Annotated in this window: 25 protein-coding genes; 3 read left to right on the forward strand and 22 right to left on the reverse strand. The window is 45.9% G+C overall.

The genetic code is table 11. The features are described 5' to 3' along the window. Window positions 1–44: 44 nt before the first annotated feature. Together ABIC22_RS27425 and ABIC22_RS27430 are read right to left on the reverse strand one after the other, a co-directional pair. Window positions 45–1,175 carry an NADH-dependent flavin oxidoreductase gene (locus ABIC22_RS27425; protein WP_354485248.1) on the reverse strand — a complete coding sequence of 377 codons (1,131 nt, stop codon included), beginning with the start codon at window positions 1,173–1,175 and terminating at the stop codon, window positions 45–47. Window positions 1,176–1,412: 237 nt separating this feature from the next. Next, window positions 1,413–2,090: an SOS response-associated peptidase gene (locus tag ABIC22_RS27430; RefSeq protein WP_153978113.1), complete on the reverse strand. Its 678-nt coding sequence runs from the start codon at window positions 2,088–2,090 to the stop codon at window positions 1,413–1,415. Window positions 2,091–2,400: 310 nt separating this feature from the next. Here ABIC22_RS27430 and ABIC22_RS27435 point away from each other — a divergent pair, with 310 nt between their 5' ends. Then, entirely contained in the window at window positions 2,401–4,398 is a 1,998-nt protein-coding gene (locus ABIC22_RS27435) for a beta-galactosidase (protein WP_354485251.1), read from the forward strand. Window positions 4,399–4,800: 402 nt separating this feature from the next. On the opposite strand, the gene ABIC22_RS27440 is transcribed toward ABIC22_RS27435, so the two are convergent. From ABIC22_RS27440 to ABIC22_RS27455, 4 genes are all read right to left on the reverse strand, one after another. Beyond that, complete coding sequence (locus ABIC22_RS27440; protein ID WP_354485253.1) at window positions 4,801–5,277, reverse strand: CPCC family cysteine-rich protein; 477 nt, start codon at window positions 5,275–5,277, stop codon at window positions 4,801–4,803. Between the two features lie 517 nt (window positions 5,278–5,794). After that, a complete protein-coding gene (locus ABIC22_RS27445; RefSeq protein ID WP_354485255.1) occupies window positions 5,795–8,341 on the reverse strand; it encodes a beta-mannosidase in 2,547 nt (848 codons plus the stop codon). 201 nt (window positions 8,342–8,542) lie between these two features. After that, window positions 8,543–9,583: a LacI family DNA-binding transcriptional regulator gene (locus ABIC22_RS27450; protein WP_354486125.1), complete on the reverse strand. Its 1,041-nt coding sequence runs from the start codon at window positions 9,581–9,583 to the stop codon at window positions 8,543–8,545. 180 nt (window positions 9,584–9,763) lie between these two features. After that, window positions 9,764–10,711 (reverse strand): DMT family transporter, encoded by a 948-nt coding sequence (locus tag ABIC22_RS27455; RefSeq protein WP_246058073.1) that lies wholly within the window; start codon window positions 10,709–10,711, stop codon window positions 9,764–9,766. A 164-nt stretch (window positions 10,712–10,875) separates the two neighbouring features. Here ABIC22_RS27455 and ABIC22_RS27460 point away from each other — a divergent pair, with 164 nt between their 5' ends. Continuing rightward, complete coding sequence (locus tag ABIC22_RS27460) at window positions 10,876–11,751, forward strand: LysR family transcriptional regulator (protein WP_354485257.1); 876 nt, start codon at window positions 10,876–10,878, stop codon at window positions 11,749–11,751. A 31-nt stretch (window positions 11,752–11,782) separates the two neighbouring features. Here the strand turns inward: ABIC22_RS27460 and ABIC22_RS27465 are convergent, their stop codons facing one another. From ABIC22_RS27465 to ABIC22_RS27495, 7 genes are all read right to left on the reverse strand, one after another. Further along, window positions 11,783–11,986, reverse strand: coding sequence for an OadG family protein (locus tag ABIC22_RS27465; RefSeq protein ID WP_354485259.1), 204 nt, complete (start codon window positions 11,984–11,986; stop codon window positions 11,783–11,785). Window positions 11,987–12,027: 41 nt separating this feature from the next. Then, window positions 12,028–12,510 carry a tetratricopeptide repeat protein gene (locus ABIC22_RS27470; protein ID WP_354485261.1) on the reverse strand — a complete coding sequence of 161 codons (483 nt, stop codon included), beginning with the start codon at window positions 12,508–12,510 and terminating at the stop codon, window positions 12,028–12,030. Between the two features lie 131 nt (window positions 12,511–12,641). Further along, on the reverse strand, window positions 12,642–13,499 hold the full coding sequence (gene cyoE / locus ABIC22_RS27475) for a heme o synthase (protein WP_354485263.1): 858 nt from the start codon (window positions 13,497–13,499) through the stop codon (window positions 12,642–12,644). 153 nt (window positions 13,500–13,652) lie between these two features. Continuing rightward, the gene (locus tag ABIC22_RS27480; protein ID WP_127536159.1) at window positions 13,653–14,219 is read right to left on the reverse strand and encodes a hypothetical protein; all 567 of its coding nucleotides are present in this window, start codon (window positions 14,217–14,219) and stop codon (window positions 13,653–13,655) included. Between the two features lie 198 nt (window positions 14,220–14,417). After that, window positions 14,418–14,762, reverse strand: coding sequence for a DUF3243 domain-containing protein (locus ABIC22_RS27485; protein WP_095287616.1), 345 nt, complete (start codon window positions 14,760–14,762; stop codon window positions 14,418–14,420). Between the two features lie 91 nt (window positions 14,763–14,853). Next, window positions 14,854–15,399, reverse strand: coding sequence for an MFS transporter (locus ABIC22_RS27490; RefSeq protein WP_154893512.1), 546 nt, complete (start codon window positions 15,397–15,399; stop codon window positions 14,854–14,856). Beyond that, window positions 15,400–16,842, reverse strand: a complete 1,443-nt coding sequence (locus ABIC22_RS27495) for an FAD-binding oxidoreductase (RefSeq protein ID WP_354485265.1) — start codon at window positions 16,840–16,842, stop codon at window positions 15,400–15,402. A gap of 125 nt (window positions 16,843–16,967) precedes the next feature. Between ABIC22_RS27495 and ABIC22_RS27500 the strand changes: the two genes are divergently transcribed. After that, window positions 16,968–17,159: a hypothetical protein gene (locus ABIC22_RS27500; protein WP_354485267.1), complete on the forward strand. Its 192-nt coding sequence runs from the start codon at window positions 16,968–16,970 to the stop codon at window positions 17,157–17,159. A 107-nt stretch (window positions 17,160–17,266) separates the two neighbouring features. Here the strand turns inward: ABIC22_RS27500 and ABIC22_RS27505 are convergent, their stop codons facing one another. From ABIC22_RS27505 to ABIC22_RS27545, 9 genes are all read right to left on the reverse strand, one after another. Further along, complete coding sequence (locus ABIC22_RS27505) at window positions 17,267–18,196, reverse strand: NAD(P)/FAD-dependent oxidoreductase (RefSeq protein ID WP_354485269.1); 930 nt, start codon at window positions 18,194–18,196, stop codon at window positions 17,267–17,269. Window positions 18,197–18,383: 187 nt separating this feature from the next. After that, a complete protein-coding gene (locus ABIC22_RS27510; protein ID WP_354485271.1) occupies window positions 18,384–20,015 on the reverse strand; it encodes an S-layer homology domain-containing protein in 1,632 nt (543 codons plus the stop codon). A gap of 104 nt (window positions 20,016–20,119) precedes the next feature. Beyond that, a complete protein-coding gene (locus tag ABIC22_RS27515) occupies window positions 20,120–20,722 on the reverse strand; it encodes a nitroreductase family protein (protein WP_354485273.1) in 603 nt (200 codons plus the stop codon). 123 nt (window positions 20,723–20,845) lie between these two features. Then, a complete protein-coding gene (locus ABIC22_RS27520; RefSeq protein WP_154893515.1) occupies window positions 20,846–21,094 on the reverse strand; it encodes a hypothetical protein in 249 nt (82 codons plus the stop codon). Between the two features lie 110 nt (window positions 21,095–21,204). Next, window positions 21,205–21,960: an acyl-[acyl-carrier-protein] thioesterase gene (locus ABIC22_RS27525; protein ID WP_354485275.1), complete on the reverse strand. Its 756-nt coding sequence runs from the start codon at window positions 21,958–21,960 to the stop codon at window positions 21,205–21,207. 70 nt (window positions 21,961–22,030) lie between these two features. Further along, window positions 22,031–22,888: a helix-turn-helix transcriptional regulator gene (locus tag ABIC22_RS27530; RefSeq protein ID WP_127536165.1), complete on the reverse strand. Its 858-nt coding sequence runs from the start codon at window positions 22,886–22,888 to the stop codon at window positions 22,031–22,033. Between the two features lie 101 nt (window positions 22,889–22,989). Next, entirely contained in the window at window positions 22,990–23,538 is a 549-nt protein-coding gene (locus ABIC22_RS27535; protein ID WP_354485277.1) for a glutathione peroxidase, read from the reverse strand. A 109-nt stretch (window positions 23,539–23,647) separates the two neighbouring features. Beyond that, on the reverse strand, window positions 23,648–24,283 hold the full coding sequence (locus tag ABIC22_RS27540; protein WP_354485279.1) for a hypothetical protein: 636 nt from the start codon (window positions 24,281–24,283) through the stop codon (window positions 23,648–23,650). 112 nt (window positions 24,284–24,395) lie between these two features. Beyond that, window positions 24,396–25,049, reverse strand: a complete 654-nt coding sequence (locus ABIC22_RS27545; RefSeq protein WP_164764153.1) for a GntR family transcriptional regulator — start codon at window positions 25,047–25,049, stop codon at window positions 24,396–24,398. Window positions 25,050–25,095 lie beyond the last annotated feature (46 nt).

Raw genomic sequence — 25,095 nt, forward strand, 5'->3', positions numbered from 1 at the left:
CAAAAAGAGGGAGCCTATGCTCCCTCCGTAATTGCTAAGATGTATTATTTATCGTCTGCCAAAGGGAACCAGCCCGGCGTGTTGATGATGGCATTCCACAATCCGTCAGGGATAACCAGACGCTCCTGATCCGCTTTGGTCAAAACGGTCTCGATATCCTCTTCTCGTCCGCTCTCGATTTTTTCTACCCAGTCCGGTTCAATAATCAACTCACGTCCGATGGCAAGCAGTGGCACGCCAGTTTGAAGAGCTTCCGCTGCCTCGTCTGCCGTATGGATTGCACCTACACCAATAACCGGCAATTTGCCGCCTACACGGTCAAGGATAAATTCCATTCTGGAACGGGTATCTGCTTCGCCCCGGCGTGGTTTGGACCAGAACTCGTTCAGGGATACATGCAAGTAATCCAGATTTTTTTCTTTCAGTGCGTCAATAAGTGCGTAAGTCTCTTCCATAGTCAACCCTGGTGTTTCCGGTTCTTCAGGAGAGAAACGGTATCCAACAATAAACGGAAGCTTGGTATGTTTCGCAACAACCTTATTCACTTCATCCACTACGGCCAGCGGGAATGTCAGGCGTTTCTCAATGCTGCCACCCCAGCGGTCTTCCCGGCGGTTGGAATGCGGAGAGACGAACTGCTGGATCAAGTAACCATTCGCACCGTGGATCTCTACACCGTCGAAGCCGGCTTCAATGGCGCGACGTGTCGCTTCACCGAAATCGTTGATGATGGACGTAATCTCTTCGTCGGACAGTTCTCTCGGTTCAGGAGATCCTGGTCGTTCACTGGCAACTGCACTTGGTGCTACCACTTGACCAGCGGGTACAGCTTGTTCCGGAGTGAGACGTCCGGCATGGAAAATCTGAAGTACTGCTTTGGAACCTTGCTGCTTGATCGTGTCGGCGAGGCGTTTCAGGCCCGGAACGAAGCTATCGTCATAGGCTGCAAATTGCGCCGGAAATCCGATACCGTTCGGTGTAACATACGTTACGGCAGTCACGGACATGCCTGCACCGCCAGTGCGACGAGCATAATAAGCCAGTTCAGCATCCGAGACGGTACCGTCGGGATTCGAGGACATATGAGTCATAGGAGCGAGTACGATCCGGTTTTTGAGACTAATGCCGTTTGGTAGTGAAACTTGTTCAAACATTTGGCTATACTTTGGATTCATTCGTGGTTCCCTCCTGATTATAATATCTCTTTAAATAGATATATGAATACGTATTTCGATTACTGTAACTATTATAGTTACTATTACTCCATATTTCAACTTTTCATTTTCAAATCTTTTTGGACGATTCGATTCCTTCATTTATTAAACACAATCACGCCGCATCAAGCTCACAGCAAAAAGGGCGAAGTGAAATCCAACACTCCGCCCTATGGATCACCATCCACAGAAATGCGTTTAGAAATTGCGTACATACGCGAGCTTCAGATCCATCTCTTCCACACATTCATAACAATCATGTTCATCGTTAGCTACCATAGGTGTCACCGGGTACAGGTTCATATCTGTCGTATTGTACGATTTGAGAAGAGGTAGCAGCTGTGTCACCCGTGTATTAGCAGGGTCAAGCCATGTGTTGATTTCGTCTTCAGAGAGAATCGCCGGCATTTTGCTCCCGAACTCCCGGGTCACCATGTTGGCACCAGTCATTAGCATCGTACAGGTGCGAAGCGGCTGTTTGCGGGTATCTTTCCAAATTTCATATAACCCTGCGATACCAAACAACCCCCGATCCGGCATTACCACTCGTACCGCGTAGCTTTTTTTGCCTTCCTTGCGCCAGTAATACAGTCCGTTACATGGGATAACGCATCGTTTCGTTTCCACCAATTTGTAGTAGGATGGGTTCTCATGCACAGTCATCAGGTTGGCATTGACGGCATCACGCCCCCAGAACGGAATAAATCCCCAGCGAAACTCGTCCAAAACCCGTTCACCGTCCTGATGCAAAATGATCGGCGTATGCTGCGTCGGACTAATGTTATACCGGTTCTTGTAATAATACATCACGCGTTCAATCTTGAAATGGTCCCTCACTTCATCCAGATCAGCTGCTAATGAAAAACGATTGCACATGCTTAACGCTTCCTTCCCTGTGTGAATTTGAATGTATTGTTTGTTATTAAAGGGAAATTATGCATGGCAATATGGAAAGTATTGATGCGCAATCCAAGCGTACAAGACGTTACATCTCGAGACACTTATGAAAATGACAAGATCATGCTAATCATCACAACATGTTGTTATACTCCGCTGAAAACATCCATTATACAATGAGTTAGAAGTACCTTACGTATGCAAGATGATGCTGCTTACTATTGTCTGATACAGGCACAGCAGCTTCATGTGCAGTTAATCATTTTTATTGTAAAAGGAGCTAATACATATGGAATTCAACCGTCCCGTTCAAATGGGCGTCGATTATTATCCAGAGCATTGGGACTCTACGTTATGGGAACAGGATGCACGTTTGATGGCCGAAAGCGGTGTACACATTGTGCGTGTGGGTGAATTTGCGTGGAGCCGTATGGAGCCTGCAGATGGGCAGTTCGATTGGAAATGGCTTGATCAGGCCCTGGATATCCTGCACAGTCACGGATTAGAGATCATCATTGGAACCCCCACCATGACACCACCACGCTGGCTCACTGAGAAATGTCCGGATATTCTGCCTATCCTTCCAAATGGTCAACGATACCACGAAGGGGTTCGTGGCCACCGCTGCTATAACAGTCCGAGCATGAGAACATACAGTGCACGCATCGTGCAGAAACTGTCTGAACGTTATGCAAAGCACCCCGGAGTAGTAGGCTGGCAAACCGACAATGAATTCAGCTTCACGGATTGCCAGTGTCCCGCCTGTGCGGACGTTTTTCGGGAATGGGTTCAAGCGCGTTACTCTACGCTGGATCAAGTCAATCAACACTGGGGTACTGTGGTGTGGAGCGGTGAATACAGTGATTGGGAACAGATTACACCGCCCTATGGGGGATCTACGTTTCAGAATCCTTCTTTCTTGCTGGACTATTCCCGTTTTCAGTCGGATTCCATCGTCGCCTTTCAGCAGATTCAGATAGACATCATTCGCTGTAATTGTCCAGACCATGCGATTACGCATAATTTCCATAGTTATCCGCAGAAGGCGGATCAATATAAGATTGCAGCAGAGCTCGATTTCGCTTCTTTTGATTATTATCCGAATCCATCACCAAACAAAACCGAAACGGCACCATACAGTGGGGCACTGTCTCTGGACCTGACACGTGGCATCAAACGCCGCAATTTCTGGATTATGGAACAGCTAAGCGGACCGCCAGGATGCTGGTTTCCGATGTGGCGTGCACCCCGTCCGGGTTTTCTGCGTGCTTACTCGTGGCAGACCATAGCCCGCGGTGCAGATGCGGTTGTGCATTTCCGCTGGCGGAGTGCTACCGTAGGAGCAGAACAATTCTGGCATGGCCTTATAGACCACAGTAATGTGCCCGGCCGGCGGTTTAAAGAATTCCAGCAGCTATGCACGGAGGTGAACAGACTCGGCGAGCGTCTGCAAGGTTCAACGCTGGACAATGAAGTTGCCATCCTGCATTCGCATGAGCAATTATACGCCCTGGATATTCAACCTCAGGCTGAAGGATTGAATTACTACGAAAATATAAAAGTATGGCACCGTGCCTTGACCAAATTGGGGATCAGTACAGATGTCATCCACTCTTCAGCACCACTGGATGGATATAAAATTATTATTGCTCCTCATCTGTACCTCCTGGACGAGGCAACCGCAGAGCGACTCCAGGCATTTGCAGCTGCAGGAGGAACCCTGATCCTTACACATCGTTCCGGCGTTAAGGATGACCATAATGTATGTGTGATGGCCCCGCTTCCGGGCTTGTTGTCCGCTTGTTCCGGTGTAAGAGTGACCGAATATGACCCAGTTGGCGGCGACACCATCACGATTCGGGATGATCAGGGCAATGAATATGCCGCATCCCAGTGGGCAGATGTGCTTGAACTCGATACGGCACAACCTGTTGCTGTATATGCGGATCAATTCTATGCCGAGAGTGCAGCCGTTACGCGGAACCAGTGGGGTGAGGGTGAGGTCTATTACATAGCCACCCAGCCGGAAGAGGCCTATTTGCGCAAGCTACTGCGAACGATTGGCGACAAGCGCCAGCTTGCCGGAATTGAAGCTCTACCTGACGGAGTCCAGCTCACCACCCGGACGGGTCCAAATGGATCATTTCGTTTTATTCTGAACTTAAGCCCCGAGCCTGTTTCCATCCAGTTGAATGATACCTATACGAGTGCACTGGACGGCACAGTCAAAGGCCCTCACCTGGAACTCGGTGCTTACGATATTGAAATTATAGAGATTACTGAGTAAGCAGCATCCCGTCCCTCGAATAATGTGTTGACAAGAAAAGGCCCGGTGTGCAAGTTAAATGCATCCGGGCCTTAACATTTAAGGGAAAACACTAGTTTAGTTGTCGAAATCACTCTTCGCTGGCCTCTGTGTTAAGCTCAATGATCCAGTTAGCCAGATCCTATGTCAGCTTGAGCAAAGCTTATCGGATCACGGAACCGTGACTCTTCCTCTGTCCATATGGTATAAAATTTCCTTAAACCATTAGATCCAATAGAGTAACACTGGCGATTTCTTCATATTTTAAAATTTCCATTTTACTACCTCACGTAATTAAAGAATATCTCTTTAATTTTTTTCGAATTCTGTTTCTGTGGATCTTCTCCGTCTACCATCTTAGATGTATTGGTTATGGGTAACCCGTTATTTTGAAACATCTTCGTGATAATCATACCCTTTCCCATTGAGCCATTTGTTTTTATAGTACTGATTCGGATTTGATCGAAGTTTATTAAGATAATCTACTATACTTCCTTTATTGATAGAACGATAAGAATTGATATCCGTAGTCCCATCATCTTGCCACTTGCAAGAGGGACAAATATCATATCCTGTTCCTGCACTCTTATCATAGAGTTCTGTTAGGGTTTTGAGACCACAACAAGGGCATGGAAACAACTCTTCCACCTCACCAATAACTTCAACTTCATATCCTGTAACAGCATAGATTATTTCTGATAAATATCCATTACTGACACCTTCGAAATCCATCTCGCTTAGTTCCATATTAATGTTTGAAGAATCTTCATCAAAATACTGGTGCAAATCTATCTCTTTTTCAACAATATCACGTACTGAGCATATTAATTCAAAGCACTTTTCCCTAGATATATTTCTCATAAAATTAATCCATCCCTCTTAAGAATAAGATTACAGTATCATCAGGATGACTATCCCATAACGGAAGACATTAGGCACTACTTGTACTCATTCAAGATTTTTTCGGATGTATCCCGAGGTCTCGATGACATCTCCACGAGCATTAGTCACATAGAACTGCCACTTCGACACATGTCCCTCGACATGAGAAAAAACCTTAAGGACATTGCATCAAGGTTTAAACTTAGGTTCATTATACATGTTCACTATATAGAAAAAATAGAAAATAATAACAAATTCGGAGTCCTGATTCAAAATAAGATCAAGAATACTGATGTGGATTTCTCCCCATTGATATGATCATACACAACCTACCTTATGTATTACTCTACAGAATATCATTTAAAAACGAATCTATATAATCCTTTGAAGATAAAGTCTTTTAAGCCTAATTAACAAAAAACCGCTGTCTCCCTAATTAAGAAGGAGAATCAACGGTTTTGAATTAAAGAGTTTCTTAGTTAACCAGCTTCAAAGATTACAGCTTAATAAAATCAGCCATCGAACGAACCTCAATCTCACCAGCTTTCGAGGTAGCACCAGCATTCTGTAATCCTTCTCTGGACGTGAACTTGACCTTCACCGGAATGCCAGGAATGAGATCGAAGAAGTTATCGGAGAACACGCCTTCAGCTTCTGTAGAGATCCATACCTGTTTAGCCAGGGTGTCACTCTCCAGAACCAGATATGAACCATCGGACTCCTGCACTTCAGTCACCTGGATCGCAGCTTGCTTCAAGCCTAGATCCTTCGATGGTGCAAAATAGTGTTCCTGCACAATGTCTGCGTGACCCTTCTGCTTCAGTTCCAATCGCAACAGGGTTGCTGCCGCATCGTGGCCTTGGAGCCAGTCGGCGTTGTTCAGGGTCAGGACCTGTTTGCCGGAATTCGGCTCCAGACTCACTGCGTGCTCTTCCTCCCTGTATACCGTACCATCGAACCCTATGAGCTGCACTTGCAATTGACCCTCAACCGGCTGCAGCTGATCCGAAATCAGGTAAACATCCGTTCTGTCTTCCTTCGTTCCATCCACCGAGACCAGTACGTCACTGAAACTGCGTTTGGCATAATACTGCAAGGCCTTCCAGTTCCCGAAGTAGTCCATGCCTGCCCAGGAAGCGACCGGCCAGCAATCATTCATCTGCCAGTAGAGTGTTCCCATACAGTACGGTTTACGACGGCGATGTGCCTCAATGGCAGTTTTCATTGCTTCAGCCTGAAGCACCTGACTCATGTACAGGAAGGATGGGAAGTCCTTCGGTTCATGCATGTACATGTCCATGTACTGTTTGATCAGACGGTTACCTGCACCGTTCTTCTGGTGTGCCAGCATCACTTCGGATTCCAATGCCAGATCTTCTTCCTCCGCATATTTGCGAACGGATTTGTATTCCGGGAACGACTGGAATCCATATTCGCTCATAAAACGGCCAACGTAAACGTTGTAGTTTTCAAATGGTTCAACGCTGTGCCACACGCCCCAGTAGTGAATATCCCCTTCCGACGTCGATGGATTAGCATGCTGCTTCTCATCACCCGTCAGTGATACAAGTGGCGAAGATGGCCAATAGTCCACACCTGGCGCATAGGCTTCAACCACTTCCGGAAGAAGCTCATGGAAAATGGCTTCATAATCTGCCCAGATCTTCTCGCGCTGTTCGGCATTATAATCCTTTTTCCAGCCCCAGCCACCGTCTTCAATGTAATGAGCCCAAGCTGAGTCGATTTCGTTATTTCCGCACCACAGTACGATGCTTGGATGATTGCGCAAACGTTTCACATTATCGATGGCCTCATGTCTCACACTGTTCAGGAACGCTTCGTCACCCGGATACATGCTGCATGCAAACATAAAGTCCTGCCAAACCAACAAGCCGTACTCATCGCATAATTCATAGAACACATCTTCTTCATAAATACCGCCGCCCCAGACCCGCAGCATGTTCATGTTGGACTCGGCTGCTGAGACAATCTCATGCCGATAACGCTCTGCCGTAATCTCCGTAATAAAGCTGTCATTTGGAATGTGATTGGCACCTTTTGCAAACACGGCAACACCGTTCAACTCAAAGTAGAAAGAAGCTCCAGCTTCATCCTTGTCCCGCACCAGGCGAATAGATCGAAGTCCTGTCTTAACCGTCGAGTCGGCCACAACCTGCTCTCCCTTGAGCACTTCTGTAACAAAAGAGTACATATGCGGATCACCCAGTCCCCTGCTCCACCATAGCTTCGGTTCGTTAATCGAAACTGGAATTTCGATCGTTTGCACACCTGCCTGCAGCGAAGCAGCCTGTTCCCATGTCTGACCATCCGTACCAATACGGATAATCGTTTCAATCGGGTTGAACGTTTCAACCTCCACGATGGCCGTCAGCGAGGCAGCGGAAGCGGTTACTTCATTTTGCCGGATGAATACATCATTGATTTTCACTTCGGACCAGCCTTCCAGACGCGCTTCACGCCAGATGCCACTGGTTACGAAGCGGGGGCCCCAATCCCAACCGTAGTGATACGGTGCTTTCCGGGCAAAAATACTCACCCGTTTATCACCAAGTCCACCGACATCGGACTGATCATTGGATGCGGGCAATGCATAACCCAGCTTCTCAAGCTTGGGCAGATCTTCCTGGATCGGTGACCGAAAACGAATTCGGAGTACGTTACCACTGGCCTTCACAATGGACTTCACATCCACATTCCACACGCGGAACATGTTGTCAGCGGATAATACGTGCTGGTCATTCACATATACATCCGCATATGTATCGAGACCGTCAAACACAATCTCCAAATGTTCCTGTGACAACAAATCCTCGTTTATATCAAACACTGTCCGGTATTCCCAATCCTTCTTGTCAATCCACTGAATCTCTTTCTCGTTGGTTCCATAAAACGGGTCCGGAATCTTATCCAGTTTCAGCAAATCCGTATGCACACAGCCGGGCACCTGAGCCGGCAACCATTCTTGATCCTCACAAGCCTTGAACGTCCAATTTTGAAAAATCTGTGATTGTATTTTACTCATAACAGCCTCCGTTTATCGATGAAGTGTCTTAAGCGAAACAATTTGTTAGGTTTTGTTATTAAATTATAGAATAACTTACAAAACAAAATTAACACGATAACCTACTTAACGTCAATCCGTTTTTCTTAAATAACAAAATAGGAAAACAAAAAAGACATGAACGGTTCATTGTTCATGTCTTTTTCTCTATCCGATTAGCATTTATTCACCTTGATCTTGCTCACGAATGGCGTTGTACTCATCCCGGACAACCAAATCGGAATAGATCAACTTGCGTTCATACGGCTCATGGTGATGATCCATACGCCATAATAATTGATCCACTGCTCTAATGCCGAGGTTCTCCTTATTAATATGAACCGTGGCCAGAATAGGCTCATCTACACTCGTATTATCAAACCCCGTTACCGCACAGCGCTCTGGCACCGCAATGCCTCGACTCTGTAAAGCACGCAGTACGATTACTGCCGTATGATCATTGGTACAGACGATGACTTCTGGAATATCTTCTAACGGCATTTCGGTTATTGCCTTCTGAATGAGCTTGAGATCCGGTCCCAGCAAGTCAGCATGCTGCATTGTTGGTAGCTGCATTTCTTCAAGCACCGTTCGGTATCCTAACCAACGCTCTCTAAAGCTTGCCGCATCAGGAAGCTGGCCGGCAAACTGGAATCGTCTGTACCCCTTGCTTACGAGCATCAGCACCAGTTCTTTCATACATTTGATATTATCCGTAAATACGGTATCCCCGTGAATGGCCGGGTCTTCATGATCCACCATCACGAGTGGAATTTGAAGTCTATAGATCTCAAGCAGTATAGGGGTGGAGATGGAACCCACGGTTATAATGCCGCTAATTGCTTCAGGATTAAGTACCGAGAACATCCGGTCCGAAGATGGTTCGGTTAAAGTTAATATATCCATCCCCTGTTCGTTAAGGCGGGCAGAAATACCGTCAAATACAGGCCCCCAGTACAGTGAGGAGCGATTTTGGGAACGAATATTGGGAAACAAAATGAGAATCGTGCCTGACTGCACTGGCTTGCTGCTGCGTACAGGCTGTGGCTCAACAGGATATCGCTTGGTTTCTGTTTTGAAATACCCCAGTTGACCTGCGGTTCTCACAATCATTTCCCTGGTTTGTTCACTCACCCCTGGTTTTCCCGTCAAAGCACGCGAGACTGCGAATTTTGACACCCCCGCAGCATCGGCGATTTGCTGCATGGTCACTTTTTTGCCCATATTACTCACTCACCCGTTCTCCCTTAATTTACATTTAGTGTAGCATAAAAAACATAATCCAACAAAACAAGTTATAATTTTGTTTGTTTTGTTAGTCAACAAAATTGCAATTTATACCAAAAAAGAGTTCGTCCACTCTTCTAGAAAGAGATGTTCGAACTCTTTTGTCTTATGCCCATTTTATATTCCGGAAGCTCCCTGCTCCCCTAGGTCTGCAGGCAATGTTCCCCGCTTCCTGCGCCAAAACCTGACGTCCAATGTTTTAATTTCTGTGATTAATACACCCAGCAGCATCAATGCGGCTCCCGTATATCCTTGCAGCGTCAATGTCTCTCCCTGGAAGCTAAAAGCAAAGGCTGCCGCAAACAGCGGTTCAAGAGAGAAAATGAGACTGGTCCGGGTAGGCGAGGCATGACGCTGAGCCAGTGTCTGGAGGATATATCCAATACCACTGCACAGTACCCCGAGTCCGAGAATAGCCACCCACGATTCCGGGCTATCCGGCAACCGCGGACTCTCGAACAGGAATGTGGACCCGATTCCCCAGAGCGCTGCAACCCCCAGCTGAATGGTGCCAAGCGTTAAGGGATCATGTTTCGGAATATACCTTCCAGCAATCATGATATAAATAGCATACGTTAAAGCAGCCAAAATACACAGGATATCACCGGTATGCAGGCTAAGCTCATGCTGGAGTGTGAGCAGACCAAGTCCGGCAACAGCCACAATAATGCTAATCATCAGCCTTGTATCCGGCATGCGTCTATGTAAGATGGTACTTAGGATCGGCACAAAGATTACGGCCAAACTAATCAGAAATCCTGCCTGCGAAGTCGTTGTCCGCTGTACGCCATAAGTAATCAGTACAAAAGCTGCAAATAATGCAGTACCCATAATGGTACCCGCCCCAAGTGTTTTCATATCCATTCGGAACAGTCTCCGGTGGAAAATAACCGCTGCGGCAATAAAAGCGATACTGAAGCGAAATGCGACCAAATTGAGTTCTTGCATGGACTCCAGACCTGACTTCATGAATAAATAGGAGGAACCCCAAATAACGGTTGCGAGCAGCATCTGCAGATCTGCCCTTCTTGAAACATTAACTTGTTTTCCAATGACTCTACCCACTCTGCTTCAACCTTCATTCTATGTATTGTTCTATGTTGAGTCCGTACAAATTCAACTCGCCTTGGCAAGTATAAACGATCTCTTTCCATTATAAAAATGAATATTTATAATAGTATTTATGAAATGAATTCATGCATTACTCACCGGAAGGAACGGATTGAATTATGTCATTGGTCAAGTATGAAATTCTGAATGCCGTCGTAGATTACGGAAGCCTTACCAAGGCTGCGGATGCCCTGAATATTACTCAGTCTGCCATCAGTCATGCCATTGCCAGTCTGGAGTCGGATTGTGGATTTACATTGTTGAATCGAGGCCGAACAGGTGTAAAGGTTACCGCTGAAGGGGAACGGATTCTTGGTTATACGCGTGAAATTTTGCGTTGGAACGAGCTCATGAACCAGGAAATATCACTGATTCGCGGAGCTGAGGTCGGTACAGTACGCATTGGAACATTTGCCAGCGTCTCGACTCAATGGCTGCCTGGAATACTGAAGCAATTCCGCTTGCGGCATCCGGGTATAGAGATCAAACTGTGGGAGGGTGACTATGCTGAAATTGAAGCCTGGCTGGCTGGCGGTGCTATTGATCTCGGCTTTTTATCCCTTGGCGAATCGATGTCTTATGAGACCATCCCATTGCAAAAAGACAGGATGATGTGCATCCTGCCCCTAGGTCATCCACTTGCGGATGAGACTTCTGTATCGTTTGAATTGCTCCTGGAACAGCCTTTTATCCTGCCCCGCTGGGGTGGTGACAATGAGATTGAACGTTTGATTCGGCAGCACGCCGCCAAGCTGAATGTAGTCTATGAAGTTGCTGAAGATCAGGCCATCATGGCCATGGTTCGAAACGGACTCGGGATCAGTCTCCTGCCTGAGATGGTATTACAAGGGCATACGAATGAATTGGCACTTGTACCACTCAGCGGCGACCCTTACCGTACCATTGGGCTAGCCTGCCCTTCTCTTGCCAATCTGTCTCCAGCCACCCGCCGTTTTATTGAAGCTGTACAAGAATGGCTGGCTCATACCCCTTAATCAGAATAGGGGAGTGTGCCTCCCCTTCCCCTTAACTCGCATTACTTACAAATTGTATAACTCCGATGCATATCATGAGTATAAAGAGGAAAGCCAACACAACAGCAAAGCCAATCAGAAATCGCGTAGCGGGTGAACGCCGGTTTCCCTGATGATGAACTGCCAAATGATCCAGCTTCTGCTCAAGCCGATCCATTCTTTCGTTCATCTGTTCCAGTTCTTCATTGGAGCTCATGATATCATCCCCTCTTTATTAATGCTGAGTTAAAAAATGTTTTACTCCCAGATGCGATCGAGTTGACCCGAATAAAAGCGGATTGCCCTGCTGTAATCATGTATGCCTTGATCCGTCGATGTATCCGCCAGCTGAACCAGCAGCCGTTTCATGGCTTCCGCATGTTCCCCGGTATTGTAGAGTACCATGGCATAGAAGACTTCAAATTCCCGCTGCTCCGGAAATTCTTCCATTCCCGTTCCCAACCATTTCTTAGCCTGTTCATATTGACCCAAGGTCCGATATGTACTGCCGAGACCCAGAATGGCTCCTGCTCTGTCTTCCCCCTTTAATCCCTGGCTTAGCGCTGTTTCATAATATGGAACGGCTTGACGTTCCAATCCAAGTGAATCATGTGCCCAGGCCAATTGATACCATACGTCCGCATTGCCCGGTTCCTTCTCCGCGATGGTATGCAATAACTCGATCGCTTCCTGCGTCTTGCCTTCCTGTCTTAACTGTATTGCTTGCTCTAGTTGACTCATATCTCTGCACCCTTTTTCCCTAAAATTATCCACTTAACATCTGTTAATTATAACAAAAAAACACCTCTGGTCCTTAATGAAGACAATCAGCTTGTCCACACGTTGTTCCATAAGGCGTTCGTTTTGATGGGTTACCTCCAGGTCGTATTCACAACCATTAGGATAAAAATTAGCATTAGATAGTTAACCGAAATCAAAAAGTTGATTTTGGCCCATTTCTCGTCATCCTGCGTCTTCAACCCGCTAAGGGTGTGGATGAACCAGACCACACTGCTTAGCAGTGACACGATCAGAAAAACCAGTCCAACGTAATCGTAGTAGTACAACAGAAATACAGCAGGGAGCAGCAGGAACACATAAGGGACCATTTGAAACTTGGTCCGTTTAATCCCTTTCACAACAGGCAAAAGCGGAAACCCCGCTGCACGATATTCCTCAACCCGCCGAATCCCGAGCGACCAGAAATGTGGCGGCTGCCATAGAAATAACAGTGCAAACAGCAACCATGCCCCTATATCAATCTGATTGGTCACCGCGCAGTAACCAATTACCGGTGGCATCGCACCAGCTATGCCGCCGAGGGAAGTGCTCCAGGTTGAGCTGCGCTTCAGCCACATCGTATAAATGACGATATAGGCAAACCACCCAAGAAGGGAAAGCCAGCCTGACAGCGGGTTGACCCAGATGTATAACACGGCGAAACCGGCAACACCCAGAATAATACCGTACCATAGCACAAAGGCGGGACGAAGATGATTGATATACTCGATGCGTTTTTTGGTCCGCTCCATCTTCTGATCGAGTTCTCGATCCCAGTAATTGTTGATGACACATGCCGATGCGATAACCAGAGTAGATCCAATAATGACAAGCAGCAGGGATAACCACGAGATATCCCATTTTGAAGCGACCCAGAATCCTACCGCAACCGCAAATACATTGAGCCGCAGAAGTCTGGGCTTCGTTAATGCAATCATGTCTTTAAGCATGAGAAGCCTCCTGAACTATGTAAAAACACCATTCCAATAATGATACATGTACCTACAATGAATTACAATCTTCTTTAACATTTTGTCATAATCAAAAAAAAGCATCCCTCACCGTTCTGACGAACAGGAGGAATGCTAACTAAGCTCATAATGTTATGGGATATATTGCTGTACGATTTTTGTAACCTTGCCATCCTGCACAGTAAGGTGATATGGGAATACGGACAGATCCACAATGTTTTTGTTGTCGTACAAGGATTCAAATTTGCTGAGAGCAATAGATTCATTCCACTGGATTTCTGTTCCTTTAACCGTTCCGTCGCGATCATACAGCTGCATCAGCACTTCGGCATTGCTGCTTACTTCAATCTTGTCCTGCTCCTTGCTGTCGTTGATAATATAGTATCCATCCGGAGCTCCATCTATACCCGAATCAGGGTTGCGCTGCTCGAACACTTTATCCGCTTCTTCTCCCTGATACCAACCAATCCTGTCCACGATCAAATAGAGTTTGCCATTCTCCTGCTGAAGCTCATCCACATATGCTGTATACATCTCGGAATTGGCTGCCTGAGCTTCTTTTGCGGAAGCCTGTGAGGAACCGGCACTTTCCTCGGCATTCGCTGGTGTAAGCAAATATGTAGTAAGTCCAATGATACCAAGCAGCAGTGCAGCAGTACCAAGTATTTTTAATTTCCATTGTTTCGCCGCGTTCTTCATAGGCAGCATCTCTCCTTATATGAACGTTACTATTTCCTTAACCGGAAGGGTTTGGCTTCAAACGGTCATGTGAAAATTCGTTTCAACTTTTACTATAATCATCATACTTGTTTACAATCATTTAAAAGTATCAGCGAGATGAAAAATAGTTACAATAAAAAGAACCTTGAATGCCTCGCATCCAAGGTTCTCTTGCTATTAATGAGTGTGCTGTGCAAGACGGACCAGCATATGAGCCAGCATATGTCGCTCCTCTTCCTTACCCACATTCCATAGCTCCTGCAGCAGCTTCTCTTCACGATTACGCGGCTCTTCTTTGGCTGCCAGATAATCGGCTACCTTCTCAGCAATTTTGGCCATCTGCTCTTCCCCCAGGCCAATGGATTCTCCCATAGCAATCCGTTTACCCAAATACTCTTTGAATGCATCAAAGTTTTGCAGAATCTGCTCTCTTTCCTCAGGTGCAATTTTGTCGATGGCATTCTCAACCTTCTCCGTTGCCACTTGACCATCTTTATGAATTACATGATTACTCTCATTCATTTTAAATTCCTCCTTGAGCGTAATAATTTGGCTTGTCATCTATAATATAAACGTCTCGCTGGAGTTTAATCAGGCTATTTCTGCACTTCATCTATTGTCGGGTTGTTGCATCATTTGAGCGCCATATGGATATACTTCCCCAAACATACAACAAGGCACTTAGATAAAACAAAACATCAATCGTAAGCCAATCGATCAGCAGTCCACCGATAATCACGGCAAATCCTGATGCAGCTGATGTCCAGAAATGATAATTACCAACCGGCTTGCCCCGTCTGCCTGGGTCCGTATAATCTGCAAGCAGCACCCGTTCACTCATTCGCTGCATGGCATTGCAGAGCCCCATGATTACCTGCAGCAGCAATACCCATATGTAGCTTGTAATCCACGGAAAAGCAATCATTGCACCAGCCATGCCCAGCGAACTCATCATGAGCCACCGTTTGGCATACATGTCCAGACGAGGGGCGAGCCACTGTGATGCAGCCGCTGAACTGATTGTAAAAACAGCAAAGGCAAGGCCATATTTGGAGAAGCTGTTACCGAGATTTTTAAGAAACAACAAATAATAAGGATAAATCATACCCGAAGCAAGGGTAACCATGCTCTGTGAACGGACCAACCACTTCATATTCATTTACCGTTCCCCTCCGTATTGCTCCATAAAATAGTTCATAAATACATGCTCTGGATCGTACTGTTCCTTCGCTGCAAAAAAAACGTCCTTGTGAGCGTAGGCCTGTTCGAATTGATCTGCTGTGGCATATGCCTCATAAGGCAGGTAATAGGTCCCTTTGAAGCGGATCACTGAATCTATGATCTTCTGCAAACTAGCCTTGAACTTACCCTGTTCTTCGTCCGACAGTGAGGCATGGAATAGGCATACCAGACCGAACATGTCCTCTGTCGCATAGGATAGAACGGCTTCATCGTCTTGTGGCACATATCGAACGGTTATGTTCAGCAGATCGAGTTTCTCTTGGGAAATAATCTCCCCCATCTCCTTAACGAAAGCAGGAAAAGCATCCATAGGGATAAAATACTCCTGCAGCAAGTCGTTAGTGCCGGGCTGATGATATTCCATAAACGCAGATGGAGAAGCCATCGCATTATTCCTACTGATCCTCGTTCCGTCCTGTGAATCGAAATATCGCTGCTGCAATTGCCAAAACCACTCTCTGCCCCAAACCGTTCCGCGATTAAGGTTGAAAAGAATCTTGGCAGGCAGCACGCCAGGTTCACGTACAGACATTTTATTATAATCTTGAAGCGAGGCTCCCGTATCAATCGCATAATTAAGAGCATACATATCGCTAAAATACCCTTCACCAGGCTGAAGTGAGATGCGGGCCAGATGCATCCGCATGTCCGGATCGACAAGTACATTTTTACGGAAATACGTTGGGTACGCTGCGGCCTGAATTCGGTCTACGTTAAGTTGATATAATTCATCGTCCGTCAACGTCAGCGTCACATCCAAAATCAGGCCAAAGAGTCCATATCCGCCTAATACCAACGGAAATAATTCCGAATTGGACGAACGACTCACTTCCTGGATCTGCCCATCTGCAGTCAGGAGACGAAAGGACTCCACGCTCTGAATCAGTGATCCGTTACGAAGCTCCCTCCCGTGGGCATTCACACTAATTGAACCTCCGACCGTAAAGATATTTTGAGACTGCATATTTTTGAGCGAAAGGCCATAAGGATTGATTGCACGCTGCACATCCGCCCATGTCGCTCCGGCCTGAACGGTTATCATTTTGGCTTCCGGTTGAATGTCCAGTATACGGTTATAAGAAGTCATATCAATAATGATGCCGTCCCGGTAATAGGTATGTCCGCCCTGACTATGACGTTGTCCTGCAATGGAGACTGTCAGATGATTCTCCCTTGCATCCTTCAGCAGCTCTACAAGCTGCTGTTCCTGATGACCCTGCACGACGCGTTCCACTTTTACCGGGTGTAGGCGACTGTAGTCTGTAATGAGATATGGATTCTGATCTTCTCCTCCCGTTCTCCAATACGTCCAAATACATAAAACGAGGAGCAGCAGGAGTACACCCATTTTTTTGAACACATAACGACCTCCTTCAACCCAAAACGTTTCAAACCCATTCCAGCGGTTAATCGTTTACATATACATTACAACGTTTGGAGATGTTAAGGAACACCTAGACCTGATTGATTAAGGAGGATATACGTATGAGTGAACCTAAAAAAGAAAAGAAAAACAAAGATCTTGAGCCAGGTGTCAATACTGTCCTTCATCCTGATCCCAACAATCCTGGCCCGACAGACATGATTGAGGATGCGATTGGAGATATCGTGGACAATATTTCTGGACATCCCAAAGACAAGTCGGCAGCAACCAACCGAAGTAAATCAAACGAATAGAGTCTCAACCTATTTGCAGCTCAATCAAAAAAGTCCTTCAACCTAAACAGGCTGGAGGACTTTTCCTATGTCTATGAAAGGTAAAACTGGTCGCACCGTGCTTGAGCCTACAACTGCTTCACCTTGTTTTCGTTTTTGATCTTCTGTAACTCCTTGTGAATCCAGATGGCCGCTATGGAGCCTTCGCCCATCGCTACTGTAGCTTGCTCCGCATGAAGTCCCAAATCCCCTGCAATCCAAACATTCGGGGCAGCCTGCAAACTGCGATGATCGGCTTCAACATGTTTATTATCAGCGATAACCGCTCCAAGCTGCTCTGCCAGCTCGAAATGTACCCGGTTGCCACCAAATGCAATAAATCCTCGTTCTGATTCATAGATCTGCCCATCTTCGGTCAGTACCCCTGTAATATATCCGTCCTCTGTTTGTTGTACTTCCTGGACCGCAGCCTCAAGATAACGTACACCTGCCCCCTTCATGCTTCGGTGAAGCTCAGCAGAGATTGGTTTCTGTTCATGGTTGATATACAGAAGATCATTGGTACGCTCGATCAGAACCATGGCCATATTGGCACCAGCTTCTCCTGATCCCAGCAATATGGTGCGACGATCCTGAATTTCATAACCATCACAGTCCGGACACACGTAGACTGATCTGCCCAGTGTTGGCCTGAGTCCCGGAATCGCGGGGAAACGGTCACTAAGCCCGGTTGCCAGCAGCACAGTCCTTGCTGAATATAAGGTGCCTGAGGAACCCGTTAATTGAATCTGTTCTCCTACTCGTTCTGCTTTAACAATACGATCCTTTTCAAATGCAACTCCGGTCTTCTGAGCTTGCATTCTGCCTTTGGATCTTAATTCTTCACCTGATATACCCTCTGGAAATCCCAAAATATTATGATAGGTTCTGCACAAGGTTGACCTGCCTTCTCCAGCATCCACCACCAGCACCTGATGCGAACTGTAACGTCCCAGCTGAATGGCAGCCTGAAGTCCTGCGAGTCCGCCACCTACAATGATGCAATCATACTCTCGCAACCTTCATCTCCTCCAGTCCATCCTTTTGTCTTGGTCTCTGTAGATCGCTTCCGATCCTTCTATACATTAAACCGCTCAATCAGACTCAAACGTCCTAGCTCCAGCTTGTACAAAAAATAAATAACCCAAACCGTCCGCATGGTTCACGGTCCGATTTGGGTCCCTTATTCCTTACATTAGATTAACATTAAAATTGATATGATTCAAAACGGGAAGCGTTGGAGATGGCATCCCAGACATCTGCTGTTTCCCCGCCCATATACCAATAAGCCAGCCCCGCTATCTTCCGGTCTGTACTCATTCTAACTTTGGCAGTTAAGGAGCGGCTCTCCTCTGCCCAGATGTATCTTGCCAAGCCGTTATTCGAATAACCAATAACATATTGCTCCAAACTTGCATTCCACTGTCTCACAGAGCCCACAGCACGTGCCCGAGTTCCCTGCTCCGCAAGTGTAATATCCCATGAACCTGTTGCCGGGCTAGCCGATGACCAGTCTCTGGTGTAGAGCGGAAGCGCCAAAATAACTTTGGCACGTACAACGTCTGTAAGCATGGTATCCAGTGCTCTTTCTACCCAAGGAAGTGAGGCAACCGAACCGGCTATAGGATCTCCATTCCAATGTTCCTCATATCCCATAAGGACCATGTAATCGGACACGGCGCCAAGCTTGGCATAATCAAATGCCTCGGTCCAGTCCGTACCCAGATCAGGAGACACATCCACTGAAACGACAGCACCAATCGTATGCAGCGAAGCAGCAAGCGACGTCACAAAAGCAGTCATGCCTGCCCGATCCGCTGGCAATACGTTCTCAAAATCCACATTAATACCATCCAATTGGTATTTCTTCACATAAGAAGTAACTTGAGTGATGACCGACGTCCTGTTGGCTGAACTGGATAACATCTGGTGCGTCATCGCAGCATCGGAACGGTTGCCAAGCAGAGGCCAAACTTCCCGATTGGTTGACGATGCCCATGTGAGCAGCGCAGAGTCTGTATGGTCTGTAATCTGCATGCTGCTGTTCAAAAAGAACCACCGGGGAACCAGTGTATTCACCTTGGATTGTTCAACCTGCTTCTTGAATTCCGCTGTAGTGGAGTTATACTGCCAGCCCAGTTGTATTCCCAAGGAATCAGCATTCCCAAGCTGCTGCGACCATTCTTTCTTTTGTAAAATGGCATCCAGCATCACGGCAGCTTCCTCGCGAGTCACCTGATCCTGCGGTCGGAAAAAACCATCACTTCCACGCATCAGTCCGAGCTGATATACCTTCTGTACATAAGGCTTCGCCCATACCGATATATCAGATGCATCAACATAAGTTGTAGACAAAAGTCCTGTAGAACCGGACGTCTGTTTCAGCATTCTCACGAGCAGGGCAGCTGCCTCTTCTCTCGTTATGGATGCGTTCGGTTGAAACGTTCCCTGCCCTTTCCCCTCCAAAATGGATAGATTGGTCATTGCAGAAACATTGCCATAATACCATGCCGTGGTACGGGTATCATTGTATGGACTAATATTATTTTTAACAGGTTTCAAACCGAGCAATCGAACTGCAAAAGTCGCAAATTCAGCTCGTGTCACGGCCTTCTTGGGTTCGAACCTGGTTTCTGACGTTCCGGCAGCAATACCCTCGTTCACCAAATGAGTTATCGCATCTTTCGCATAACTGGTGCTAATATCCTGGAACTGCTGTTTTGCCGTTGCTGCTTCCACCGAGATGGGGAAGACTGGTACTAGTCCAATTATACATAGAGCAACGAACAAGACTGTTGCCACTCTTCGACCAGCATGTTTCTTTATTCTATTGTTCACATCAAAAAGCCTCGCTTCATTGGAGTACGATCTTACATCATCGTATCAAATTGAAGCGAGGCCGTATGTGTTTAAATGTTGGAAATCTGCCTAAAGCTTAATTCTTATTTGTGTACTTTAACACGTTCTTCAATCGGTTGGAATTCTTTCTCGCCTGGTGTTGCTGTTGGCTTACCAAATGGCATTTGAGCGATCAGTCTCCAGTGTTCTGGAATATTCCATTCTTGTTTCACTTTCTCATCAATCAGCGGGTTGTAGTGCTGCAGGGAAGCCCCGAGACCTTCCTGCTCCAATGCTGTCCAGATCACGAGCTGCAGCATGCCGTTAGATTGATTAGCCCAGATCGGGAAATTATCCGCATAGGCTGCAAAGTTCTGTTGAAGCTGTGCAATCACATTGTTGTCTTCGAAGAACAATATTGTACCGTATCCGCTGCGGAATCCGGCCATTTTCTCAGCTGTGGATTTGAAGGCTTCTGCATCCCCCACCACTTCACGTAAAATTTCTTCAGTGTAGTTCCACAGTTTGTCATGTTGTTCACCAAGCAAAACCACTGCACGGGAAGTTTGTGAGTTAAAAGAAGTTGGCGTATACTTTACGGCTTCCTCAACGATTTCTTGAATTTTGGCATCCGAGATCGTGGATTCCTTGCTGATTCCGTAATAGGATCTTCTGTTTTTCAAAGCGTCAAAGAAAGATTTAGACATAACGATTCGCCTCCACATTGTTTAATATCAAGATTTTTTAAACTAACATTAGTAACTATAATATAGTAACATACATTAGTCAACAAACTATTCTATTTTCACTAAATATGCAAATATGCTAAATCAATCTTTGTCGGTCTCCCTATAATCCGCACGGTATTTCTCTTCAGTCGAAGAATTGCTCTTGGTCTGATCCTTATTTTTCTCTTCTTGCTGTTCCATATTCAGGTCCTCCAAGGGGATGGGGTCCACGGTCTGCTCTTCTTCATACTGGTCAAGCAAACTTTCCTTCTCCGTCGGGTATTGTTCGGGATTATCGTGCGCATGTGCCTTATTCGGTTCTTTATTCTGACCCTGAATTTGATTTTTCATTCTTAAACGCCTCCTATGGTTTCATTACCCTTTCTTTACCTTTTCTGCATGTCTTCTAAACACAGCAAAAAGACCACCCCGAGGATTTGGGCAGCCTTTAATCTCAATAATTAAGCAACGACCTCTTCAAAACTTAATCTTGCTTCAAAAATAATATTCTGCGCATCTGCTCCTGATCGTCCGCGAATCCATATAACGCCATCTATCGCTTCTGTTCGTTCCACAACCAATTCTTCTTGCATTCGAATTTCCCGGTGATACGATATCTGCATGCCTGTCAGACGAGCAGCAAGTTCTTCAGCACTAAGTGCGTCACAGCACACATCGGCATATCTCGCATTATTCATATGACCGTTGCTGTCCGTGCTGCTGTATCGAACGATCAGGCGATAGTCTTCCTGTGGCTCCAGTCCTGATGGAAGCATCACTTTCTCCGGGGGTTCACCCAGCGATAATTTGGGATGTGACTTCACTTCAAACGGCAATGCAGCTGGTCTGAGGAGCTTTCGTTTCTCCAGATCGACAAGCGCCCAGGAAGTCCGTGCCTCCGCGATGTGATTCCCCTCTGTATCGGTAAGAACATAATCCCTCAGCCACATGACTCCTTTGTTGCCTTTATGCCAGGTCTGCAGACTGACTTCTTCCTCCAATCGAGCTTGGCGGAATATAGTCAAATCCGTTGTGATTAACATCCAGCCCAGCCCCTGATCCAGCATTTCCGATACGGTAATACCCATCCGGGCCAGATCGCGGTCTGCTGCAAGCTGCATATGTTCCAGCAATGCGGAAGGCTTATATAATGACTTATAGTCCGATTCGGATGATCCAATTCTGTACTGAAATGCATAAGGTAGTTCCGTTGTCATTCCATTAAAACCTCCTTCGGTTCGAACCAATTGTGTGTATTGATAAGGGTAAATATCATGCCGTATTCCATCACTGGGTCCTGTGTAAGCGAGTACGATATAGATCAGGTGCACAGCCCACGTTTTGTTTGAATATGCGGCTGAAATGCGACAAACGCTTAAAACCCGACAACCGGCTTGCCTCGGTTACCGAGATATCAGGCTGAAACTGAAATAACAGTTTGGCCTGATTAATACGGCGGTCATACAAATATTTGAATATGGTGCTGCCTGTCATTTCTTTGAACAACCCCGCCAGGTAAGGCTTGGACAGATGAAGCTCGTTCGCCAGATCATCCAAACCAATATCCTGCATATAATGCGTATCTACATAACCCATGATGTGCTGGACATGACGCTCCTTATCCGATGAAGGGCGATGATCCACCACGATACCATGGCAAATGCCAGCCACAAAATATAACAGGTCGCACAAACGTACTGTCATTCGTTCCTGTCTGAACTCGCCTGAATGAACCGATAGCTGATCCAGGTTCAGCAGCAGGGATTCAAATTCCGCACGGATGTCACCCGTCAGATTGATTCGGCAGTTTCGGAGCTCATCAAAAGGCATAAGTACCTCGCTGATTCGATCTGGATGAAGGCTGCTGCGAATAAGTGATGGATCAAAGTGCAGTGTTGTGCGTTCATATAAGCCGCCAGGTACCGGATGTGCCCGATGAAGCGTCATCCCATGCATTAGAATCAGATCGCCAGGTTCCAGGCTGTACACACGGTCACCTATAATATAGGTGCACTCTCCGGCATGAAAATAATAGACCTCATAGTGCGGATGAGAATGAAATCCGTCTGACGCCCCGCTGGAAAAAATGCGCGTGGAACGATAACTGTATTCCAGCGGTGCATTAAACTGATGCATACGTGTCATTTTGAGCGCCCCCTATGGGAGAGGTTTTCTTATCTAGCATAGAAGCCATGAACGTACCGCTGTTCACGGTTCAACTCATGGCCTCTTCAAAATCTCTATAATTACAACAGCTGCTCAATGCTAGTCTGAACTTCATCCATGGAATCCACAGGCTCGAAGCGTTTGACTACTTGCCCTTCGGCATTAATCAGAAACTTCGTGAAGTTCCACTTGATTGCATCACCGTGCAGCCATTCAGGTGCCTTATCCGCGACCATTAACTTCAGCAGCTTGGCTTGCACATCGGACTCGTCAAACCCGGCGAAAGGTCCCGATTTTTTCAGAAAGTCATATAGGGGATGTGCCGTGTCGCCATTTACGTCCATTTTGGAGAACATGGGGAATTTCACACCATAATTAATCTGGCAGAACGAAGCAGCTTCTTCACTGCTTCCGGGCTCCTGTTCAGCAAATTGATTGCATGGAAAACCGATAACCTGAAGGCCTTGATCCTTATACTTATCGTAAAGCTTCTGGATATCATCAAACTGATGCGTATATTTGCATTTGCTTGCCGTATTCACAATCAGCACGGGCTTTCCTTCATATTGATAGAGCGGGAATCGTTCTCCGCTAGTTTTGGTAACTGTAAAATCATAGATGGTTGCCATAGATTGGTGCACCTCGTTGTTATGTAGTATGTAGAATGATACGTGTCCTCTATTATATACGAAATGATCTCTGCTGTATTAAAAAAGTATGGACATCATCATTTCAGTACTACCTTAATGGATAGATCAGTTGAATCGGTTCTTTGATTAGTGTCTCTTGGAACAAATAATTATGATCGGCTCCTACAATACACAGAATTCTCTTATTCGGATTCGAATCCATTATGTTTTTCACCCGCTGAATCATGATTTGATTACGCACGACCCAGCGAATGTTGTGAGCTGTTGGATTAATCTCGTTTAACCATTCATATTTCAGGCGAGTCATCTCATCAAACTCCACCGAATTGAAGGGGATGTCTCCAGCTGCATGTGTACTCATTTGTTTGAGAAACCATTCATCGTCTTTTTTCTCCAACTCTTTACGTTCCACTTCAGAGTAACCGCCAAATGGATCGAAATTATTCCACACATCTAGTTCAAACCAGTCAATGGGTACAAATTCAATCTGGTTTTCCTCACATAATGGAAAAATGAGCTCCCAATATTCGCTTGCCGGCTCTCCCCAATATCCCTTATTATTGCGGTCCTTGATGTATTTCTGCCAGTTTAACGGATGTACTTCTCCGCATATGATATCCGGTTTAAATTCAGTTATAAGAGATTCGTATAGGGCGAGTGAACAATTATATTTTTCTCTCAATTCCGGATTATGAATGGTTCCAAGTATACCTACAACAGTCATTTCCCTCACCTTCCTCTAACAAAATAAGCTGCCCGTTGAGGCAGCGTTTTTTTTTCAGTTCTGAAGCATTTGCCATATGAAAATAACCCATACCTTTTTCATAGAAAAAAAGTTAAAACTGACCTGTAGCAAGCATACGCTCTCTGGTAATAGGAATGAGAGATAACACAACCTCTTGAGCTGCGTTATAATCATTGCTGGATAAGGCGTGCAGCGTATCCCGATTAATCCCGATTGCACTGTAGTGTTTGATATGTGGAGTTCGCTTGAAGCGGACGATGGAATACATGTAGAGTTTATCCCGAAAGGAATCAAATGTGTTCAGCATGACGCCATTGTTCAAGGATTCAACAATCTCCCGCATGAAAAGAAAATGATGTTCGGTATATAAAGGATAATCATTCCTTTTCTCGGCGGTTCGCTGAACCTCCACATGAGCTGCGAGTGATTCCAAATTTAAATAGATCTCTCGGTTCGGGTTTTTCATCATTTCAAAAGAGTAAAAAAGCATGGATTGTATCTGTTCAATTAGATCAAGAAATTCCTTCCCGCCGACATCCTTAACCAAGACACCGCGATTTTTGAGAGCAGTTACATAACCTTCTGATTCAAGACGAGCAATGGCATGACGAATCGGGGTACGGCTCATCTGGTACTCCTCCGCCAATTCGTTCTCAGATAGCAGGGTTTCGGGCATTAATTCTCCGCAGACCATTCGCTCACGCAGCATCATATATGCTGTATCGACAAGCGATATTTTGTTCATATCATAATCCCTTTCTCCCATTGATGAGGACTTCATTTGAATTTTA

This window comes from Paenibacillus sp. PvP094, from assembly GCF_040546835.1.
GTDB classification, from domain to species: domain Bacteria; phylum Bacillota; class Bacilli; order Paenibacillales; family Paenibacillaceae; genus Paenibacillus; species Paenibacillus illinoisensis.